This is a genomic window from Flaviramulus aquimarinus (genome assembly GCF_039543205.1).
Lineage (GTDB): Bacteria > Bacteroidota > Bacteroidia > Flavobacteriales > Flavobacteriaceae > Flaviramulus_B > Flaviramulus_B aquimarinus.
In genome coordinates, this window is the sequence record NZ_BAABJH010000002.1 from 158,580 (window position 1) to 177,344 (window position 18,765).

The following is an 18,765-nucleotide window of genomic DNA, read 5'->3' on the forward strand; positions in this document are numbered from 1 at the left end:
TTTTATTGGATGAAGCCCGCTCCTACGGTATTATTATTTTGTGCATCGATTAATATAAATGAACCATTTGTTCTATGGTTTTTAAACTGATCATAAAAAATAGGCTTGTTTAATTTGAAAGTAACCGAAGCAATATCATTGACTCCCAATCCTGAAACATTTTTTTCGATTCCAGAATAATCTGGATTTATTTTATGGTTGATTCTATCGACTTTAGCCAACACTTTGTTTACTCCATGTTGTACTACATATTTTGTTCCTGGTGTTAATTGGTCAGAATCCATCCAACAAATATTTGCTGTAAATTGTTTATCGATAGTCGGCAAATCGCCTTCTTTTACGATCATATCGCCACGGCTTACATTAATATCATTTTCTAAAGTAATGGTTACTGATGATCGTCTTGAAGCCGTTTCGTATTTCTCATCATAGAAATAGATATCTTTTATTTTAGATCTTGTTTTTGATGGCAATACAATAATATCATCGCCTACACTTAAGTTACCTCCGTAAACTTTTCCTGCATAGCCTCTAAAATCATGAAAGTCTTCGGTTTTTGGACGAATTACATATTGTACAGGGAAACGAGGTGTTCCCACATTAAATATATCCGATTTATCCAATTGCTCTAAGTGTTCCAATAAAGCTTCACCTGTATACCAAGGCATTTTATCAGATTTGTTTACAACATTATCGCCTTTTAAAGCGCTTACTGGAATGAATGTAATTTTTTGATCTTGGTAATCTCTTTTACTCATTAATTCAGAGAAATCAGTTTTTATTTTGTTGTATGTCTCCTCAGAATAATCAACTAAGTCCATTTTATTAATGGCAACAACCACATCTTTAATTCTTAATAAATTATTGATAAAAAAGTGACGGTTTGTCTGCTCAATAACACCTTTACGGGCATCAATTAAAATGATAGATGCCTGCGATGTTGATGCTCCTGTTACCATGTTACGTGTATATTCTACATGGCCTGGTGTATCTGCTATGATGTAACTTTTCTTTTTTGTTGAAAAATAAATATGTGCTACATCAATAGTAATACCTTGTTCTCTTTCTGCAACTAAACCATCAGTTGCTAATGAAAAATCCAAATAATCATAACCGCGTTGTTTACTTGTTTTTTCTATGGCTTCTAACTTATCTGTCGTTAAGGATTTTGTATCGTAAAGAATCCGACCTATCAAGGTGCTTTTTCCATCATCTACACTTCCTGCTGTTGCTATTTTTAATACTTCCATTTTTTTTGCTTTATGCTGTAGGCTTTATTTATGCCATAAGCTACCTCACTTAATCTTAATATGTTTTATAAGCTTATGACATATTGCCTAAAGCTCATTTCTAAAAATTTGTTTTACAAATTTTTAGAAATACCCTTGTTGTTTTCGTTTTTCCATGGCTGCTTCCGATCGTTTATCATCAATACGAGCACCACGTTCAGAAATGGTAGAATCTCTAATCTCTTCTACTACTTTAGAAATTGATACAGCTTCTGATAGGACTGCTGCTGTACAACTCATATCGCCTACGGTTCTAAAACGCACCATTTTTTCCAATACTTCTTCACTATCATCTCTATAAACAATACCGTCTTCGGCAGACCAAATCATACCGTCTCTTAAAAAGACTTTACGTTTATGAGCAAAATAGATTGATGGTATTTCAATATTTTCTTTTTCGATATAAGACCAAACGTCTAATTCTGTCCAATTTGAAATTGGAAATACACGTACATTTTGACCATGATCTATATCACCATTCAACATATCAAATAATTCTGGGCGTTGGTTTTTTTCATCCCATTGTCCAAAATCATCACGTACAGAAAAAATACGTTCTTTGGCTCTTGCTTTTTCTTCATCACGACGTGCGCCACCAATACAAGCATCGAATTTAAATTCTTCAATGGCATCTAACAGCGTTGTGGTTTGCAACATATTTCTACTGGCATATCGTCCGGACTCTTCTTTTACTTTACCTTCATCAATAGAGTCTTGAACGTTTCTCACTATAAGTTCTAAACCTAATTCTTTAACCAAACGGTCTCTAAATTCAATCGTTTCAGGAAAATTATGTCCCGTATCTATATGCATTAATGGAAAAGGTATTTTTGCTGGGTAGAATGCTTTCACAGCTAATCTAACTAATGTAATAGAATCTTTTCCTCCTGAAAATAATAACACAGGCTTTTCAAACTGTGCTGCTACTTCTCTCATGATGTAAATCGCTTCGTTTTCTAACGAGTTGATATGTGATGTATCTTTGTTCATAATCTTATTTTTAAGCGTGCAATCCACACTCTCTATTTTCTAATGCTTTTGTTGGGTCGAAATATTTAAACTCATTTGGCAAGTTATTTTCTTCTAAATAGGTATCTAATTTTTTATCAGACCAGAAGTAAAATGGGCTCACTTTTAAAACACCATCTTTACTTAGACTAAAAATTCCGATACTATTTCTAAAAGCCGTTTGCCCTTGACGTAGATTTGTAAACCATATTTTTGGTTTATGCTCCTCCATAGCTCTTGCAAAAGGCTCTAACTTAACTTGTTCTGTAAATAAAGCATGTTCTGGAGCATTTACACTTGGTATCCCCATGACAACATCTCTATGGGATGATGTTTGTTTTGGCACATATAAAAACACGTTTAAGTTTAAGTCTTTAATGACATGTTCCGCGTGTTTATAGGTTTGTGGTGTATTATACCCTGTATCGCACCATATGACTGAAGTTTTAGGTTCTACCGTATTTACCGCATGTAAAATAGCGGCTTCATAAGGCCTGAAATTTGTAGTGACTACAGCTTTATTACTAAGCTGAAATGCTTTTTTGATAATATCAGTAGGCGTCGCATCTCTAAATACGTCGTTTAATTCTTTTATTTGATTTTCTGTAAACATCTTTATCTCTATTTATCTCCCCCATTTAATAGAATTCCAAATTCTTTCATGGGAAAAGTATAATACCATTTTTGTTACCAACTCTATACCTCCAATTGAAAACGCTAAGTCTAACTTCCCAGTTATTACCCATGATATTAGAATAGTATCTAAGGTGCCTATAGTTCTCCAACTTAAAGATTTTACTATACTTCTTAATGGTTTTTCACCAACACTATCTTCTTTATAAGTCGTGTTTTCTTTAGATTTTAATAACATTTGACCAATCATTTGTTCTCGTATTATATTAATCCTATCGATTTAATAGGAAATACAAATGTACTACTTTTTTTTACACTACAAATAACCTTAACTATTTTTTAGAATAATAAATATTTTTAAGATAAATGAAAGAAAATAAATAGTAAACTGAGCTTATTTTAAGAAATTCGTATCACTTTGTACTTGACAAATCTGCTAAAGTTGTATTTCTAAACACTTTAAGTGTGCTATCACGAACCTGCAACATGAGTTTATTAACACTACATTGATGCTCGTCTGGGCAATCTTCACATTTTTCGTAGTAGTTTAAACTTACGCAAGGTACCATAGCAATTGGACCTTCTAAGACACGCATAACATCGGTCATTTTTACTTCCGCAGGGTCTTCTCGCAAATAATACCCACCGTGCTTTCCCTTTTTGGACCCTAAAACGCCGGATTTTCTTAAGGTCAATAAAATACTTTCTAAAAACTTTTGAGGAATGTTTTCGCTTTTAGCAATTTCGCCAACTTGCACAGGACTATCACCTTCACTTCTTGCAATATAAGTCAGTGCTTTGAGTCCGTATTTGGTTTTTTTGGATAGCATATTGCTAAGATACTTAATTTAAGGCTTGCTCCAAATCCTGAATAATATCATTAGGATGTTCCAACCCAACAGACACCCTTACTAATCCATCAGTGATATTGACTACCAATCGATCATCTTCTGCTAAACTACTATGCGTTGTTGATGCAGGGTGGGTTACAATGGTTCTCGTATCTCCTAAATTAGCAGATAGCGAACACATTTTTATAGCATTTAAAAATTTACGTCCTACTTCTATACCACCTTTAACTTCAAAAGCAACAATATTACCTCCAAGTTTCATTTGTTTTTTAGCGACTTTATACTGTGGATGCGATTTTAAAAAAGGGTATTTTACCCAATTTACTTTAGGGTGATTTTCTAAAAATTCAGCAACTTTTAATGCATTCTCGCAATGCCGGTCTACTCTAACTGAAAGTGTTTCTAAGCTTTTAGAAAGTGTCCATGCATTAAATGGCGATAAGGCTGGTCCTGTATTTCTGGCAAATAAATAAATTTCGCGGATTAAATCGGCATTACCAACGGTTACACCTCCTAAAACTCGTCCTTGCCCATCCATTAACTTAGTCGCTGAATGGATGACCAAATGCGCACCATATTTTATAGGTTGTTGTAAATAGGGCGTTGCAAAACAATTATCAATAATTAAAATGAGGTTATGTTTTTTTGCAATATCGCCCAACAATTCTAAATCGATAATATCAATTGCTGGGTTTGTTGGCGATTCTGCATATAATATTTTTGTTTTTGGTGTGATGAAGCTTTCAATGGTCTCTGGCTTATTAATATCGAAATAACTAGTTTCAATATTCCATTTTGGTAAATACTTTGTAAACAAGGTGTGTGTTGAACCAAAAACGGAACGCGCCGACACAATATGATCACCACTATCCAATAAAGCCGCAAAGCTTGAAAAAATAGCAGACATTCCTGTTGCAAAAGCATAGCCTGCTTCTGCACCTTCCATTTTACACACTTTATCAACAAACTCTGAGGTATTGGGATTGGTAAAACGGCTATAAATATTACGCTCTTTTTCTTCTGTGAACGACGCTCGCATATCTTCAGCATCTTCAAACACAAAACTTGATGTTAAGTATAATGGACTTGTATGCTCTAAAAACTCAGTACGCTCTATTTGCGTACGAATGGCTTCGGTTTCGAATTGTTTTTTATTCTTGCTCACTTTTATAACTTAATAGACTTTTATGTATTATTTATATAAATTCCCCACGTTCCTATCTGCCAACAGATGAAAATGACAAAACTATTTAATTGATATGTTTAGACAACCTTAATATGTCTCCAAAAACACCTCTTGCTGTTACTTCTGCTCCGGCACCAGCACCCTGAATAACTATAGGTTGTGTTCCATAAGATTCTGTAAATATTTCAAAAATAGCATCCGATCCTTTTACATGACCTAAGGTACTATCTTCTGGAATGGATACCAATTTTACTTCTAAATGCCCTTTATCTTGCGATAAATCTCCTGATAAATCTCCTACATAACGCAACACATGACTTTCCTTTTGTACCTCTTTTATCTTCTGATATTGGTCGTCTAAAACATCTAACTGTTTTAAAAATTCATCTACAGAAATATTTTGATAGGCTTCTGGAATTAAATTTTGAACGGAAACGTCTTCAAATTCATTTTGCAAATCTAACTCTCTTGCTAGAATTAACAACTTTCTGGCCACATCATTTCCTGAAAAATCCTCACGCGGATCGGGTTCTGTAAAGCCTTTATCGATGGTTTCCTGAATAATTTGGCTAAATGGTTTCTTTTCAACTGAAAAATTATTGAATAAATAACTTAAAGTTCCTGAAAACACCCCGCGAATTCTTGTGATGTTTTCACCTGACTCGTGCAATAATTTAATGGTATCGATTAATGGTAACCCTGCTCCAACTGTTGTTTCGTATAAATATTGCTTGTTGTTTTCTTTTAATTGAATACGCAAATCTTTATAAAAATCGTGCGATACGGTATTGGCTACTTTATTTGATGATACTAAATCAAATCCAGCTTCAACTAAAGGTACATAATTTTTATAGAAACTTGAACTTGCCGTATTATCAACGGCAATTAAGTTTTCTAAATGATGTGCCTTTGCGAAAGTGATGATATCTTCAATGGAACTTTCTTTTGAAGTCGATTTTATAGCTTTTTGCCAATTGGTATCTACGCCGTTTTTGTCTAATAGTAATTTTCTGGAATTCGCTATTGCAAAGACATTAAGGTTAATCCCTTTTCGATTTTCTATATCGTTTTTCGATTTTAAAATCTGATTGATTAATGCGCCTCCAACACCACCGTGACCAAAAATAGCAATATTTATTTTTTTTGAAATTCCAAAAACCTCACCATGAATAACATTCATTGATTTATGAAGTTGTGTCTTTTTTACCACCAAACTGACATTTCTACCTGTAACCGTATTGTTAAATAGCAATGGGGTGATTTGGTTTTTAATCAATGCATTAAATGGTTTATGAAACGAGCTTAACTCAATACCAATAATTGAAATAACAGCAACATCATCAACGACTTCAATTTTATTAACGTCTTGCGAATAAAAATCGCTTTCAAATTCACGTTCTAATGCAATAACAGCTTGGGTCGCTTGATCGGCATCAATAATTAAACCGATGCCGCGTTCTGATGACCCTTGGGAAATGATACTTACACTAATACCATAATCGCTTAATGCTCTAAATATTCTAGCGTCTACGCCTATTTTCCCTAATAATCCACGTCCTTCTAAATTCAATAAAGCCACGTTATCTAAAACAGATAATGAGGTCACTTCTTTTGAACTTGGTTTTGCAGTAATTAAGGTGCCTTCATCATCCGCATTAAAGGTATTTAATATACGAAGGTTGATGTTTTTTTCTACTAAAGGAATAATGGTTTTGGCGTGTAAAACTGTGGTTCCAAAATTAGCCAATTCATTAGCTTCACTAAACGACAATTCTCTAATTTTTTGTGCATCTTCAACCAAATCGGGGTTTGCTGTGTAAATACCACTTACGTGTGTGTAATTTTGCAATTCTTCAGCATCTAAATAATTAGCTATTAAAGCTGCTGTATAATTACTTCCGTTTCTACCTAAGGTTGTGGTTTCATTATTAGAATTTGATGCGATAAAACCTGTAACGACGTTTACGGTATCGTCATTATTCTCTTTAAAGTAGGTTTTAATATTGTCTTTTGAAACTTGCGAATTAGGTTGTGCATTACCAAAAGCACCATCCGTTTTTATTAACTCTCGAGCATCTGTTGCCTTGGCCTTAATTTGCTTTTGATTAAGTAATGCTGAAACCATTTTAACAGACAATAATTCGCCTTGCGCCAAAATTTCGTCTTTGGTTTTCTTACTGTAATCACGCAATAAACTAACCCCTGCAAACAACTTATCTAAGGTTGAAAATTCTTCTAAAAAATCAATTGTTTTAAGCGGCTCTTGTTGGTACTTTTTAAAAGCGTCTAACTGTGCCTTATAATCGACTCCTTTATGGGACATGTTTAAAATAGCTTCAAGCTCATCCGTAGCATTGCCTCGGGCTGAAACTACAACTGTAATTTTATCGCCTGCTTGTACTTTATTTTCAATGATTGAAATCACTTTATTTAGCCCTTCTCCATTGGCCAAAGATTTCCCACCAAACTTTAATACTTTCATTTTTCTATTTTTAGAATCTGGCACAAAAATGCCTTCTATAATTTTCTCCAATTGCTCATACTCCATTAAAAAGGCATCATGTCCGTGTACCGAATTAATTTCATTATAAGTCACATTTGCATGTGTTACAGCCAATTGCTTATGTGTTTGTTTATTTTCTTCTGCTGTAAAAAACAAATCAGAGTCTACACCAATAATGTGAATATTAGCTTCAATGTTTTCTAAAACATTTAAATCTGCTTTTCGATTTTTAGTAACATCTATGGTTTTTAAAAGCTGATTCATTAATTTATAAGCCGACAACTGAAAACGTTCTTGTAACTTTTTACCATGATGCAACAACCAGCTCTCAACATTAAAAATTTCTAAATCTTCGTTTTTTGAACGCTGAAAACGCTCTTTAAAAGATTCTGGTGTTCTGTAACATAACATGGCATGCATTCTGGCATCATGTACTGGATGCTTAGAATTTAAAAGAAACTGTTCTTGAATCTGACAATTGGCAATCAGCCAATCGGTAGATTTCCAGTCGGTTGCAACCACTATTAAATGCTCCGTAAAATTGGGTTTTAAAACAGCCATTTCCCAAGCTATTCCACCGCCTAAAGAGCCTCCAATAGTAGCAAACAACTTTTCTATTTTTAATGTTTCTAGGCCAATTAAAAAGAGATTAGCAATATCTCGAGCTACAAAATCTTTGTAATTATCTATTACAAAACCATCAAAACCATTACCCGGAATATTAAACGCTAAAACGGTGTAGCGTTTGGTATCAATAACCTGGCCACTGCCTACCAAATCTTTCCACCAACCTTCTTTTCCAGCAACATTACTATTTCCTGTTAGGGCATGGTTTACTAGCACTATGGGCGCACTTCCTAAAGGCTTACCAAAGACTTGATAACTTAACTTGATTTCAGAAACAGACAAATTATTCTGTGTAATGAAATCTTTAATAATGGTATGTTGTAATGGATGCTTCAATTACTTTTTTATATAAGTATTAATTATATCGTTTCAAAAGCGGCTTTTAAATCGGCTTTTAAATCATCGATATCTTCTATTCCTACAGACAATCTAATTAAATCTCCTGATACTCCTGCCGATTCTTGTTCAGCTTCATCTAACTGCTGGTGTGTTGTGCTTCCTGGGTGTATAATTAGTGATTTTGTATCTCCAATATTTGCTAATAATGAAAATAGTTTTGTGTTATCTGCTATTTTTTTGGCAGCATCAAAACCACCTTTATGTCCAAAAGTCACAATACCACTTTGTCCTTTTGGCAAATATTTATCGGCTAAAGCTTTGTATTTACTACTTTCCAAACCTGGATAGTTTACCCAAGCTATTTCATCTTGAGCTTCTAACCATTTTGCTATTTCTAAAGCATTCTCACTATGCTGTTTGATTCTAATTGGCAAAGTTTCTAAACCTTGAATAATATTGAATGCATTTGTTGGGCTTAATGCACCTCCTAAATCTCTTAATCCTTCTAATATCAATTTAAATGTATAAGAAGCTGCTCCTAAAGTTTCATGATATTTTAGACCATGATATCCTGCTGAGGGTTCTGTGAATTCTGGGAACTTTCCGTTTGCCCAATCAAAATTACCTCCGTCAATAATGGCGCCTCCTATAGAGTTTCCTTGTCCACCAATATATTTGGTTAGCGAGTGAATTACAATATTTGCACCGTGCTTAATCGGGTTTAACAAGGCTGGTGTTGCCACAGTGTTATCAACTATAAAAGGCACTCCTGCTGCTTTTGATTGTACTGCAATCCCTTCGATATCTAAAACATCTAATTTTGGATTTCCTAAAGACTCCACAAAAAATGCACGTGTATTATCTTGTACGGCAGCTTTGAAATTTTCTGGATTTGAAGCATCTACAAACGTTGTTGTAATACCTAATCGGGGTAATGTTACACTCAGTAAATTATATGTACCACCATATAAACTACTTGAAGCCACGATATGGTCTCCAGCCTTTAATAAGGTTAATAAACCTGTTGAAATGGCTGATGTTCCAGAAGCAAAAACAACGGCACCTATACCACTTTCTAAGGCTGCTAAACGTTCTTGTAAAATCTGATTGGTTGGGTTGTTTAATCGGGTATAAATAAATCCTAATTCTTGTAGGGAAAATAGGTTAGCTGCGTGGTCTGAATTATTAAACACATATGATGTTGTTTGATAAATTGGTACTGCTCTTGTTCCTCCATTTGCCGCTACATCATGCCCAGCGTGTAATGCGTTTGTTGCTAATTTTTGATCGCTCATTTTTCTAATTTTTTTGATTAATAAATTAATTTAAAAGTCAAAATACGCTAACTATAGCGTGCTTAATAGAAAAATGTTAAAAAGAATTTAGAAACTACAGAATTGTAATTTCGTTGGGTTATCTATCTAAAACACTAAATACCTTTTGTAGTTTAAGTAGAATTTAGCACCTTCCCCGAAAATTCGGGAGGTTGCTAAGGCTTCACAGGGTCTATTCCCTCCACCTTTCTTGATAACATTTCAATACCTGTTTGAACTTTGTGAATGCAAATATTCGTTCAGAAAAAGTTAATATCCAAATTTTTTAATGAAAATTTTAGAAAATCTTATTTTCTATTTAAATTGTCTTGAAATTTATTTCTTATGATTAGGCCTATTGGCTTTGTTTGGATTTTTGACTCTAACCAAGAAATAATATCTAAATATAAAAACGCCCGACTTTGATAAGGATCATTTTCAAACTCTTTTAATTTCTTATGCAATTTTATGAATTCATGTTTGACCTCATGCGGATAAATATCACCCAATCTTCTTAAAAACTTAATGAATTCTTTTTGTACTTCATACAAATCTTCCATTTTAATTAAAAACTTATAGGTACTTCTAATTAAAACATCTAAGTTATAATCCAACCCCGCTTCATAATGCGCAACAAGGTTCAAAATCCTGGAAAAACACAATAAATCTTCACGCATTTGCAAGGACTTATTACTTATTATCTTTTCTAAAAACAAAATACACTTCTTGTTTTCGCCAGCACCAAAATACATACTGGCTATCTTATAATAAAACACCATAACATGATGCTCATCAATGCGATCTTTATAATTTTTTAGACGTTCTAAAACCTCTTCTATCAATGGTAAGCCTTCATTAAAACTGCCTTCAATAAAATGCAAATTAAACTTGTTATTATAAATATACAAAAAGGCTAACCCATCAATATTATCATCTATTGGAAACCATTTTTCTTGAGTTACTTCCTCAAATCTAAGTAAGGCCTCTTTAAATTTATCATACTGTCTTAAATAAAATAATGCTTCTAATAGATAATGATTTCCTCTTAAAAAAAACACTGGATTTAAAACAATCATATTCTTATTATCATAGAACAAATCCACCCATTTCGAGGCATATTTATAACAAGACAAAAAATCTTGTGTTAAAAAACTAAACCATAAATGCGCTTTGTATAGCCATAATTTTTCTCTATTACCTAAATCGTTAATGTCATATTTAGGAAGTCTTGCATTAAAATAATCGGTAATTCTTTTGGTTTCAGCTTCATTTTTAACATAGCCGGTTTTTAAAAACTGACCATACAACTGAAGTGATAAATTTGACAATTTACTAGCCAATACATTTTGCCTACTTAAATCTCTAGCTTGTATGGAAAGCTCGTCCGCACGATTATTAAGACTTCGCGTAATATATTGTGACTCAATAATTTTTTCAAGCTCTACAATTTCATAGGCCACATTTTTTTCTTCATGGTTGACAGCTAATGTTTTGGCTTTATCTAAAATTTTTAAGCTTTGTTTATAAAGTCCTTTATGATATAATATGGTTGCAAAATCTAACTGCTCGCGAATTTGGATTCGGATATCTTGATGTGATGGGTTTAATCGTAAACTAATTAATATTTGTTTATATAAATGGGCTTTTAAGTTTGATAGCTGCTGCTTTTTTACAATACCTTTTTTAAGAATTGTGGCTTCATTATAAACAGCAAGTTTATCGAGAATATTAAAAAGCATTAAAAATTTAGAATCCTCATTTACACCTAATCTTCCAACATAAAGCTTAAATTGCCTTTTTTCAGATTTAGATAACGATTTTATCAAAACAAACAAATTATCTTTTTGCTCTCTTGTCATAGGTGTAAAAACAATGCTAATAAATTGATTTAAAGATGTTTATACAAATAATAATTAAGTTAAACATCGTAAATAGCGTATATTGAACGCTCTATTTAAGAAACCAAAATATACATTCGTATAACAATACGAAAATATATTTTAATAAATGTCTGATAATAAAGTCCAAATTTTTGATACAACGCTCAGAGATGGCGAGCAAGTTCCTGGTTGTAAATTGAATACTGAGCAAAAATTAATCATTGCTGAGCAGCTAGATAATTTAGGCGTTGATATCATTGAAGCTGGTTTTCCAGTGTCTAGTCCTGGCGATTTTAAATCTGTTGAGGCCATTTCTAAAATTGTGAAAAATGCGACAGTTTGTGGTTTAACCCGTTCTGTAGAAAACGATATAAAAGTGGCTGGTGAAGCATTAAAATATGCTAAAACTCCAAGAATCCATACGGGTATTGGAACATCTGATTCACATATAAAATTCAAATTTAAATCGACTCAAGAAGCCATTATAGAACGTGCTGTTAAAGCAGTTAGTTATGCCAAATCTTTTGTTGAAGATGTAGAGTTTTATGCCGAAGATGCTGGTAGAACGGATAACGAATATTTGGCTCGGGTTTGTGAAGCAGTCATTAAAGCTGGTGCTACTGTTTTAAATATTCCAGATACAACAGGTTATTGTCTTCCGCATGAATACGGAGCAAAAATCAAATATTTAAAAGAGCATGTAAAAGGTATTGATAAAGCCATTATATCTTGTCACTGCCATAACGATTTAGGTTTAGCTACGGCCAACTCTATTGAAGGTGTTATTAACGGTGCGAGACAAATTGAATGTACCATTAACGGTATTGGTGAGCGTGCTGGGAATACAGCATTAGAGGAAGTTGTTATGATTTTAAAACAACACCCTTATTTAAATCTTGATACTGGAATTCAAACAGAAATGCTTTATGGTATTAGTCAGTTAGTATCTGATAGTATGGGTATTTATACACAACCCAACAAGGCTATTGTAGGTGCTAATGCCTTTGCTCACAGTTCTGGAATTCATCAGGATGGTGTGATTAAAAACCGTGAAACATACGAAATTATGGACCCTAAAGATGTTGGGGTAACTGAATCTGCTATTGTTTTAACAGCAAGAAGCGGTAGAGCTGCCTTAGCGTACAGAGCAAAGAATATTGGATACGAATTAACGAAACTTCAATTGGATGAAATTTATACTAATTTTTTAGATTTTGCTGACAAGAAAAAAGAAGTTGATGATAATGACATACACCAAATTATAGAAAAAAGCAAAGTATATAACGAGATTACTTCCGCTTAAATAAAAAATAAATGAAATTAAATATTGCCGTTTTACCAGGCGATGGTATAGGACCAGAAGTTACTGCTCAAGCCGTTAAGGTTTTGAAAGCTATAGCCATGGAATTTAACCACATATTTACTTTTAAAAAGGGATTGGTTGGTGCTTGTGCCATTGATAAAACCGGAAACCCATTACCAGAAGAGACCATAGACATCTGTAAAAAAGCAGATGCTGTTTTGTTTGGTGCTATTGGCGATACAAAATATGACAATGATCCTAATGCTAAAATACGTCCAGAACAAGGACTTTTAGGTATTCGTCAAGAATTAGGGCTTTATACTAATATACGCCCTATAATTGCTTATGAGGATTTACTTAATAAATCTTCATTAAAAGTAAAGCAAATTAAAGACACTAATATTCTTATTTACCGCGAACTTACTGGGGGTATTTATTTTGGTAAAAGATATCTTAGCGAAGATGGCAATACTGCTTCAGACACTTGTGAATATAATAGGTTTGAAATAGAGCGTATTGCTCATTTGGCATTTAAAGCCGCACAATCTAGAAAACGAAAACTAACCTTAGTAGATAAAGCTAATGTATTAGAAAGTTCTCGTCTTTGGCGACGTGTTGTACAAGATATAGCACCACAATACCCTAATGTTAAGTTAGACTATATGTACATTGATAATGCTGCTATGGAGCTAATTATACGTCCAAGACAGTTTGATGTTATTTTAACTGAAAATATGTTTGGGGATATCCTTTCAGAAGAAGCTAGTGTTATTGTAGGCTCTATTGGTTTATTAGCCTCGGCATCTATTGGCGATAAATATGCCATGTTTGAGCCCATTCACGGGGCATATACCAAAGCTGCAAACAAGGGTATAGCAAACCCTATTGCATCTATTTTATCTGTAGCTATGCTGTTAGACCATTTTGGCCTATATGACGAAGCAGCCCTTGTTAGAGAAGGTGTTGACAAATCATTAAAACTTCACATAACCACACCAGATTTAAATAATAAATATGACAATATTAGCACCACTAAAGTTGGTGATTTTATAGAAGATTTTATACAAAACCCAGAAGAAACAAACTTAAACTTTACAAACATACATTTAGGACAGTCCACAATTATTTAATTATTTGAGTTAGTCACCAAATTAAAATATTGGGATTCTTAAAAGCACATTTAACCGATGTGCTTTTTTAATTATTTACTATTTGCCTGTATACAGGTTAATAAAAATGCTGAGTTACTATAGTCTATCTTGAACTCAGTATAGGATTCTTTTAACTTTAATAAAATTAAAACAAATTGTACCCAGCAATAAAGGAAAGTGTTTTATACTCTGAATTCCAAGCTATAAAATCACCTAAAACATCTCTATTTGTGTGATATCTCAACTCTAAACTGTATTTTTTATTAAAGTTATAACCTATACCTAATGCAATATTACTTGAAGAAGAAATATCTAAAAGTCCAATCTTGGAATCCATAGGCAAATCATAAAGAAATAAACCATTTACAAAGATTTTAGAACTATCATTTAAAAAGAAATAATGCCTAACTCCAACAGGTAGCTCAATTGATTTATAGTCTACATCCTCATCCTTAAAACTTTGATAAGTAGGTTCAATCAATACAGACCATTTATTTTTATTGAATGATAAAATGAATTCTGTTTCTATACCAAGTCTAAAATTAGATGTGTTCCCATAATCTTTATTTCTAGAACTTACCGCACTATTTAATATAGACAAAGAACTACTGTTAATTCCTGGCCTTATGTATAAATTAAATAAACCTTTTTTCTTTTTTTTCTCATATTTGACAACATCTGGATTAATACAATTATTGTATTTCACAAAAAGGCCTATTAGCTCTTTTTTTTTATAGGTTATATTTTCAACTTCTTTTCTTGAAATTAATGAACAATTCAAATCCATCAAAAGTTGTTGTTTAAACCTATTGTTCTTTTTTATTTTATCATATTTATCTAGATAACTTTTATAGACAAGCTGTTTAACCTCTTTAGTATTTGGGATACTATAAAAAAATCGGGTTAATGCACCATCCTTATAATAGTATAAATTAGAATCACCATCAACCAATGATTTTAAGAATAAAGTCTCTTCTTTAAACAAAGGATTTCTATCAATACTTAATTGATTCGTTTTCTCACTTGACCTATCAATGTCAACTAAAAAACGTCTGTATTTTATACCACTTACAGCAAATTCCTTTACTGCTTTTATTGTTTTTTTATTGATTAAAGAAGCTTCATTTTTTTTAAAATCAAATTCTAAAGGATTGTTATACCAATCAATATTTTTAATGAGGCATTCTATTTTCACACCATTATTATCAATAAAATACCCTTTCTCAAATTTTATTTGTGCGTAGTTGTTAAAAGTAAATATTAAGATTAACAGAAATAATAATTTGTTTTTCATTTAAATGATTTTGGTTTTAAGTTAATCAAATGCATCTTTTTTCTTATAAAAAAACTACTTTTTTACCCTATAAATTCGCCAACCAATCTTCCAATCTATCCGTCCAAGATTGCAAATACCCTTTATCAATGGCTAAGGCATAACCATGCCCTCCTGTTGGATAAATATGCATTTCTACTTTAACATCATTATCTTTTAAAGCTTTGTATAGGTTTAAGCTGTTTTCAACTGGCACAGATTTATCATCAGTAGAATGTACTAAAAAAGTAGGCGGTGTGCTTTTAGTAATATGTAATTCATTAGAATATTGTGTTTTTAAAATATCAGTAGTATTATCTCCTAACAAACTTTCTTGTGACCCTTTGTGCGTATAATCTTCTTGCATGGTAACCACAGGATAAATTAAAGCCATAAAATCTGGGCGTGCTGATATCATATCTAAAGGTTGCTCTTTAAAAGTATTTGGCCTATCAAATTGAGTTCCCAAAGTAGATGCTAAATGTCCTCCTGCCGAAAACCCAATAATTCCAATTTTATTTTGGTTTATATTCCATTTTTTTGATTGCGAACGTATTATTCGTATAGCTCGTTGTGCATCTTGCAAAGGTGCTTTATAAGATACCTTTATAGATTTAGAATTTGGTAACCTATATTTTAGCACAAAAGCAGTTATCCCTTTTGAATTAAACCATTTTGCTATATCAGTCCCTTCCCAATCATATGACAGATAATGATAACCACCTCCAGGACATATAATGACTGCTTGACCTGTAGCACTTGGTTCTGCAGGTAAAAAAACCTCTAAAGTGGGGTTTTGTACTAATGAAATTTTAATAATATCGCCGTTTTCAATAACTTCTTGTTCTTCAGTTTTTTGAGCATTAGGAATATCACCATCCCATAAGGGTATGATCTCTTTTTGAGCAAAACTATTAATCATGGTAAAAAACAAACAAAAGGTTACAAAATCATTATTAAACAACATCCTTACTTGTTTTAAAATCAATACTATAAAGGGAACTTCCCTCTAATTTTATCCAAACACAAATTATGAATACTCCCAGCATGCGTATGCTTTTTTGAAGTATCTGGAACATAGGTTCCATCTTGCACTTGCCCACCAATTTTCTGGTAAGCTTCTCTAAAGCTTTGTCCTTCAACTACTAATGTATTGATATTATCTACAGTAAATAAATACTTGTATTTATCATCATATATATCAATGTCTTTTACAATAATCTGTTGAATGGAGTAGTTGAAAATATCTAGAATGTCTTTTATCTCTTCAAAAGCAGCAATCATATTTTCTTTTATTAACTGAAAATCTCTGTGATAACCACTTGGTAAATTATTAGTTATTAAAATCATTTCACTTTGTAAGGCTTGTATTTTATTACATTTTCCACGTATTAATTCAAATACATCGGGATTCTTTTTATGGGGCATAATACTACTGCCTGTTGTTAATTCATCAGGAAATGAAATAAAGTCAAAATTCTGACTCATATACAAGCATACATCCATAGCAAAACGCGCCATAGTATTGCTTAAACCTCCTAATGCGGCTGCAATGGTTCGCTCGTTTTTACCGCGTCCCATTTGTGCCGCAACGACATTATATTTTAGTGTGGCAAAACCCATTTCTTTAGTGGTCATTACTCTATCTATAGGGAATGAACTTCCGTAACCTGCCGCCGAACCCAATGGGTTTTGATCTACCGTTTTGATGGCTGCATCTAATAAAAATACATCGTCAATCATAAGCTCTGCATAGGCAGAAAACCACAACCCAAAAGACGATGGCATAGCCACTTGCAAATGTGTGTAACCTGGCAACACCTTGTCTTTATATCTGTCAGCTAAATCTAAAAGGGTCTTAAAAAGGGCCTGTGTTTTTTTCTTTACAATTCCTAAATGATCTTTATAATATAAATGACAAGCCACTAAAACTTGATCGTTTCTAGAACGTGCAGTATGGATTTTTTTTCCAACGTCGCCTAAACTTTTAGTCAGTTCGAACTCAATTTTAGAATGTACATCTTCAAACTGTTCATCAATTACAAATGTTCCCTCTTCAATTTGTGTTTCTAAAATTTTTAAACCACTTAGTAATTCAACTAATTCTTCAACAGAAATAATTCCAATTTTTTGAAGCATTTTTGCATGTGCTTTTGATGCTATGATATCGTATTTAGCTATATGGATATCTATTTCCCGGTCGTTCCCAACTGTAAATTGTTCTATTTTTTTGTCTATTGAAATACCTTTGTCCCAGAGTTTCATCTTTTAAAAATGTTTATTAGTTTATGCGTTGTTTTGTTTATACAATGACCCGATTCAACAATTCAACATATATTTTAATGCCTTCTTCAATTTCATTTATATAAATAAATTCGTCTGCGGAATGTGAACGGGTACTATCGCCTGGTCCTAATTTTAATGATGGACATGATAATACGGCTTGATCCGATAATGTTGGTGACCCATAGCTTGTTCTTCCCATAGCTAAACCCGCTTTTACTAAATCGTGTTCCATGGGGATGGATGACGAATTTAATCGTAAACTACGTGGTTTTATAGTTGTTACTGGTGCATTTTCTTGTAAAATTTTAGCTATTTCTGCATTGCTATAGGCATCATTCACACGAACATCAATAACCAAATCTACATGTCCAGGAACCACATTGTGTTGTGATCCTGCATTTACTTGGGTAACGGTTAGTTTAACATTACCTAAGGCCTCTGATCTTTTTTCAAATTTAAAACCTTTAAACCATTGCAAGGCTTCTATACTATTGTATATGGCGTTATTGTTATTTGGATGTGCTGCATGACTTGGTGTGCCTTCTATTACGGCATCAAATACCACTAAGCCTTTTTCGGCAACGGCTAAATTCATTAGTGTTGGTTCACCTACTATGGCGACATCTACTTCTGGTATAATGGACAGCATACTGTTTAATCCATCTGGGCCACTGCTTTCTTCTTCTGCTGAAGCGACAATAATTATATTATAGTTTAGGTTTTCCTGATTATAGAAATAAGTAAATGTGGCTATTAATGACACCAAACATCCGCCTGCATCATTACTTCCTAAACCGTATAATTTACCATCTTCAATAATGGCTTTAAAAGGATCTTTGGTATATGCTGAATTTGGCTTTACGGTATCGTGATGCGAGTTTAACAATAACGTTGGTTTGCTTTCATCAAAATATTTATTGACAGCCCATACGTTATTTTTCGTTCGCTTAAAGTCTATATGGTATTGCTTAAACCAATCTTCTATATGTGACGCTGTAACATCTTCTTCTGATGAAAATGATTGTGTTTCTATCAGCTTTTTCAAAAGCGATATTGCATCATTTGTTAAGTCTTGTATCGCCAT

At 32.9% G+C, this 18,765-nt stretch carries 15 protein-coding genes and 1 riboswitch; of the genes, 2 read left to right on the forward strand and 13 right to left on the reverse strand.

Features of this window, described 5'->3' with window-relative positions; genetic code table 11:
* Positions 1-2: 2 nt before the first annotated feature.
* From ABD941_RS09085 to ABD941_RS09125, 9 genes are all read right to left on the reverse strand, one after another.
* On the reverse strand, positions 3-1,250 hold the full coding sequence (locus tag ABD941_RS09085) for a sulfate adenylyltransferase subunit 1 (RefSeq protein ID WP_345273819.1): 1,248 nt from the start codon (positions 1,248-1,250) through the stop codon (positions 3-5).
* Between the two features lie 123 nt (positions 1,251-1,373).
* Entirely contained in the window at positions 1,374-2,279 is a 906-nt protein-coding gene (cysD, locus tag ABD941_RS09090; protein ID WP_345273820.1) for a sulfate adenylyltransferase subunit CysD, read from the reverse strand.
* Positions 2,280-2,289: 10 nt separating this feature from the next.
* Entirely contained in the window at positions 2,290-2,910 is a 621-nt protein-coding gene (locus ABD941_RS09095) for a phosphoadenosine phosphosulfate reductase domain-containing protein (protein WP_345273821.1), read from the reverse strand.
* Between the two features lie 12 nt (positions 2,911-2,922).
* On the reverse strand, positions 2,923-3,180 hold the full coding sequence (locus tag ABD941_RS09100; RefSeq protein WP_345273822.1) for a DUF2061 domain-containing protein: 258 nt from the start codon (positions 3,178-3,180) through the stop codon (positions 2,923-2,925).
* 163 nt (positions 3,181-3,343) lie between these two features.
* Positions 3,344-3,760, reverse strand: a complete 417-nt coding sequence (locus ABD941_RS09105) for an RrF2 family transcriptional regulator (protein WP_345273823.1) — start codon at positions 3,758-3,760, stop codon at positions 3,344-3,346.
* A gap of 13 nt (positions 3,761-3,773) precedes the next feature.
* Positions 3,774-4,946 carry a trans-sulfuration enzyme family protein gene (locus tag ABD941_RS09110; protein ID WP_345273824.1) on the reverse strand — a complete coding sequence of 391 codons (1,173 nt, stop codon included), beginning with the start codon at positions 4,944-4,946 and terminating at the stop codon, positions 3,774-3,776.
* Between the two features lie 85 nt (positions 4,947-5,031).
* On the reverse strand, positions 5,032-8,433 hold the full coding sequence (gene thrA / locus ABD941_RS09115) for a bifunctional aspartate kinase/homoserine dehydrogenase I (protein WP_345273825.1): 3,402 nt from the start codon (positions 8,431-8,433) through the stop codon (positions 5,032-5,034).
* A 23-nt stretch (positions 8,434-8,456) separates the two neighbouring features.
* A complete protein-coding gene (locus ABD941_RS09120; protein ID WP_345273826.1) occupies positions 8,457-9,731 on the reverse strand; it encodes an O-acetylhomoserine aminocarboxypropyltransferase/cysteine synthase family protein in 1,275 nt (424 codons plus the stop codon).
* A gap of 115 nt (positions 9,732-9,846) precedes the next feature.
* Positions 9,847-9,970: riboswitch (SAM riboswitch) on the reverse strand.
* Positions 9,971-10,057: 87 nt separating this feature from the next.
* Positions 10,058-11,608: a metallophosphoesterase gene (locus tag ABD941_RS09125; protein WP_345273827.1), complete on the reverse strand. Its 1,551-nt coding sequence runs from the start codon at positions 11,606-11,608 to the stop codon at positions 10,058-10,060.
* Between the two features lie 148 nt (positions 11,609-11,756).
* On the opposite strand from ABD941_RS09125, the gene ABD941_RS09130 reads away from it, so the two are divergent.
* Both ABD941_RS09130 and leuB read left to right on the forward strand, forming a co-directional pair.
* Positions 11,757-12,932, forward strand: a complete 1,176-nt coding sequence (locus ABD941_RS09130; RefSeq protein ID WP_345273828.1) for a 2-isopropylmalate synthase — start codon at positions 11,757-11,759, stop codon at positions 12,930-12,932.
* 11 nt (positions 12,933-12,943) lie between these two features.
* On the forward strand, positions 12,944-14,062 hold the full coding sequence (gene leuB / locus ABD941_RS09135) for a 3-isopropylmalate dehydrogenase (RefSeq protein WP_345273829.1): 1,119 nt from the start codon (positions 12,944-12,946) through the stop codon (positions 14,060-14,062).
* A gap of 166 nt (positions 14,063-14,228) precedes the next feature.
* On the opposite strand, the gene ABD941_RS09140 is transcribed toward leuB, so the two are convergent.
* The 4 genes from ABD941_RS09140 to ABD941_RS09155 form a co-directional block, all read right to left on the reverse strand.
* Complete coding sequence (locus ABD941_RS09140; RefSeq protein WP_345273830.1) at positions 14,229-15,377, reverse strand: tRNA modification GTPase; 1,149 nt, start codon at positions 15,375-15,377, stop codon at positions 14,229-14,231.
* A gap of 67 nt (positions 15,378-15,444) precedes the next feature.
* The gene (locus ABD941_RS09145) at positions 15,445-16,362 is read right to left on the reverse strand and encodes an alpha/beta hydrolase (protein WP_345273831.1); all 918 of its coding nucleotides are present in this window, start codon (positions 16,360-16,362) and stop codon (positions 15,445-15,447) included.
* Between the two features lie 23 nt (positions 16,363-16,385).
* Positions 16,386-17,660 (reverse strand): argininosuccinate lyase, encoded by a 1,275-nt coding sequence (argH, locus tag ABD941_RS09150; RefSeq protein ID WP_345273832.1) that lies wholly within the window; start codon positions 17,658-17,660, stop codon positions 16,386-16,388.
* Positions 17,661-17,697: 37 nt separating this feature from the next.
* Complete coding sequence (locus ABD941_RS09155; RefSeq protein WP_345273833.1) at positions 17,698-18,765, reverse strand: M20 family metallo-hydrolase; 1,068 nt, start codon at positions 18,763-18,765, stop codon at positions 17,698-17,700.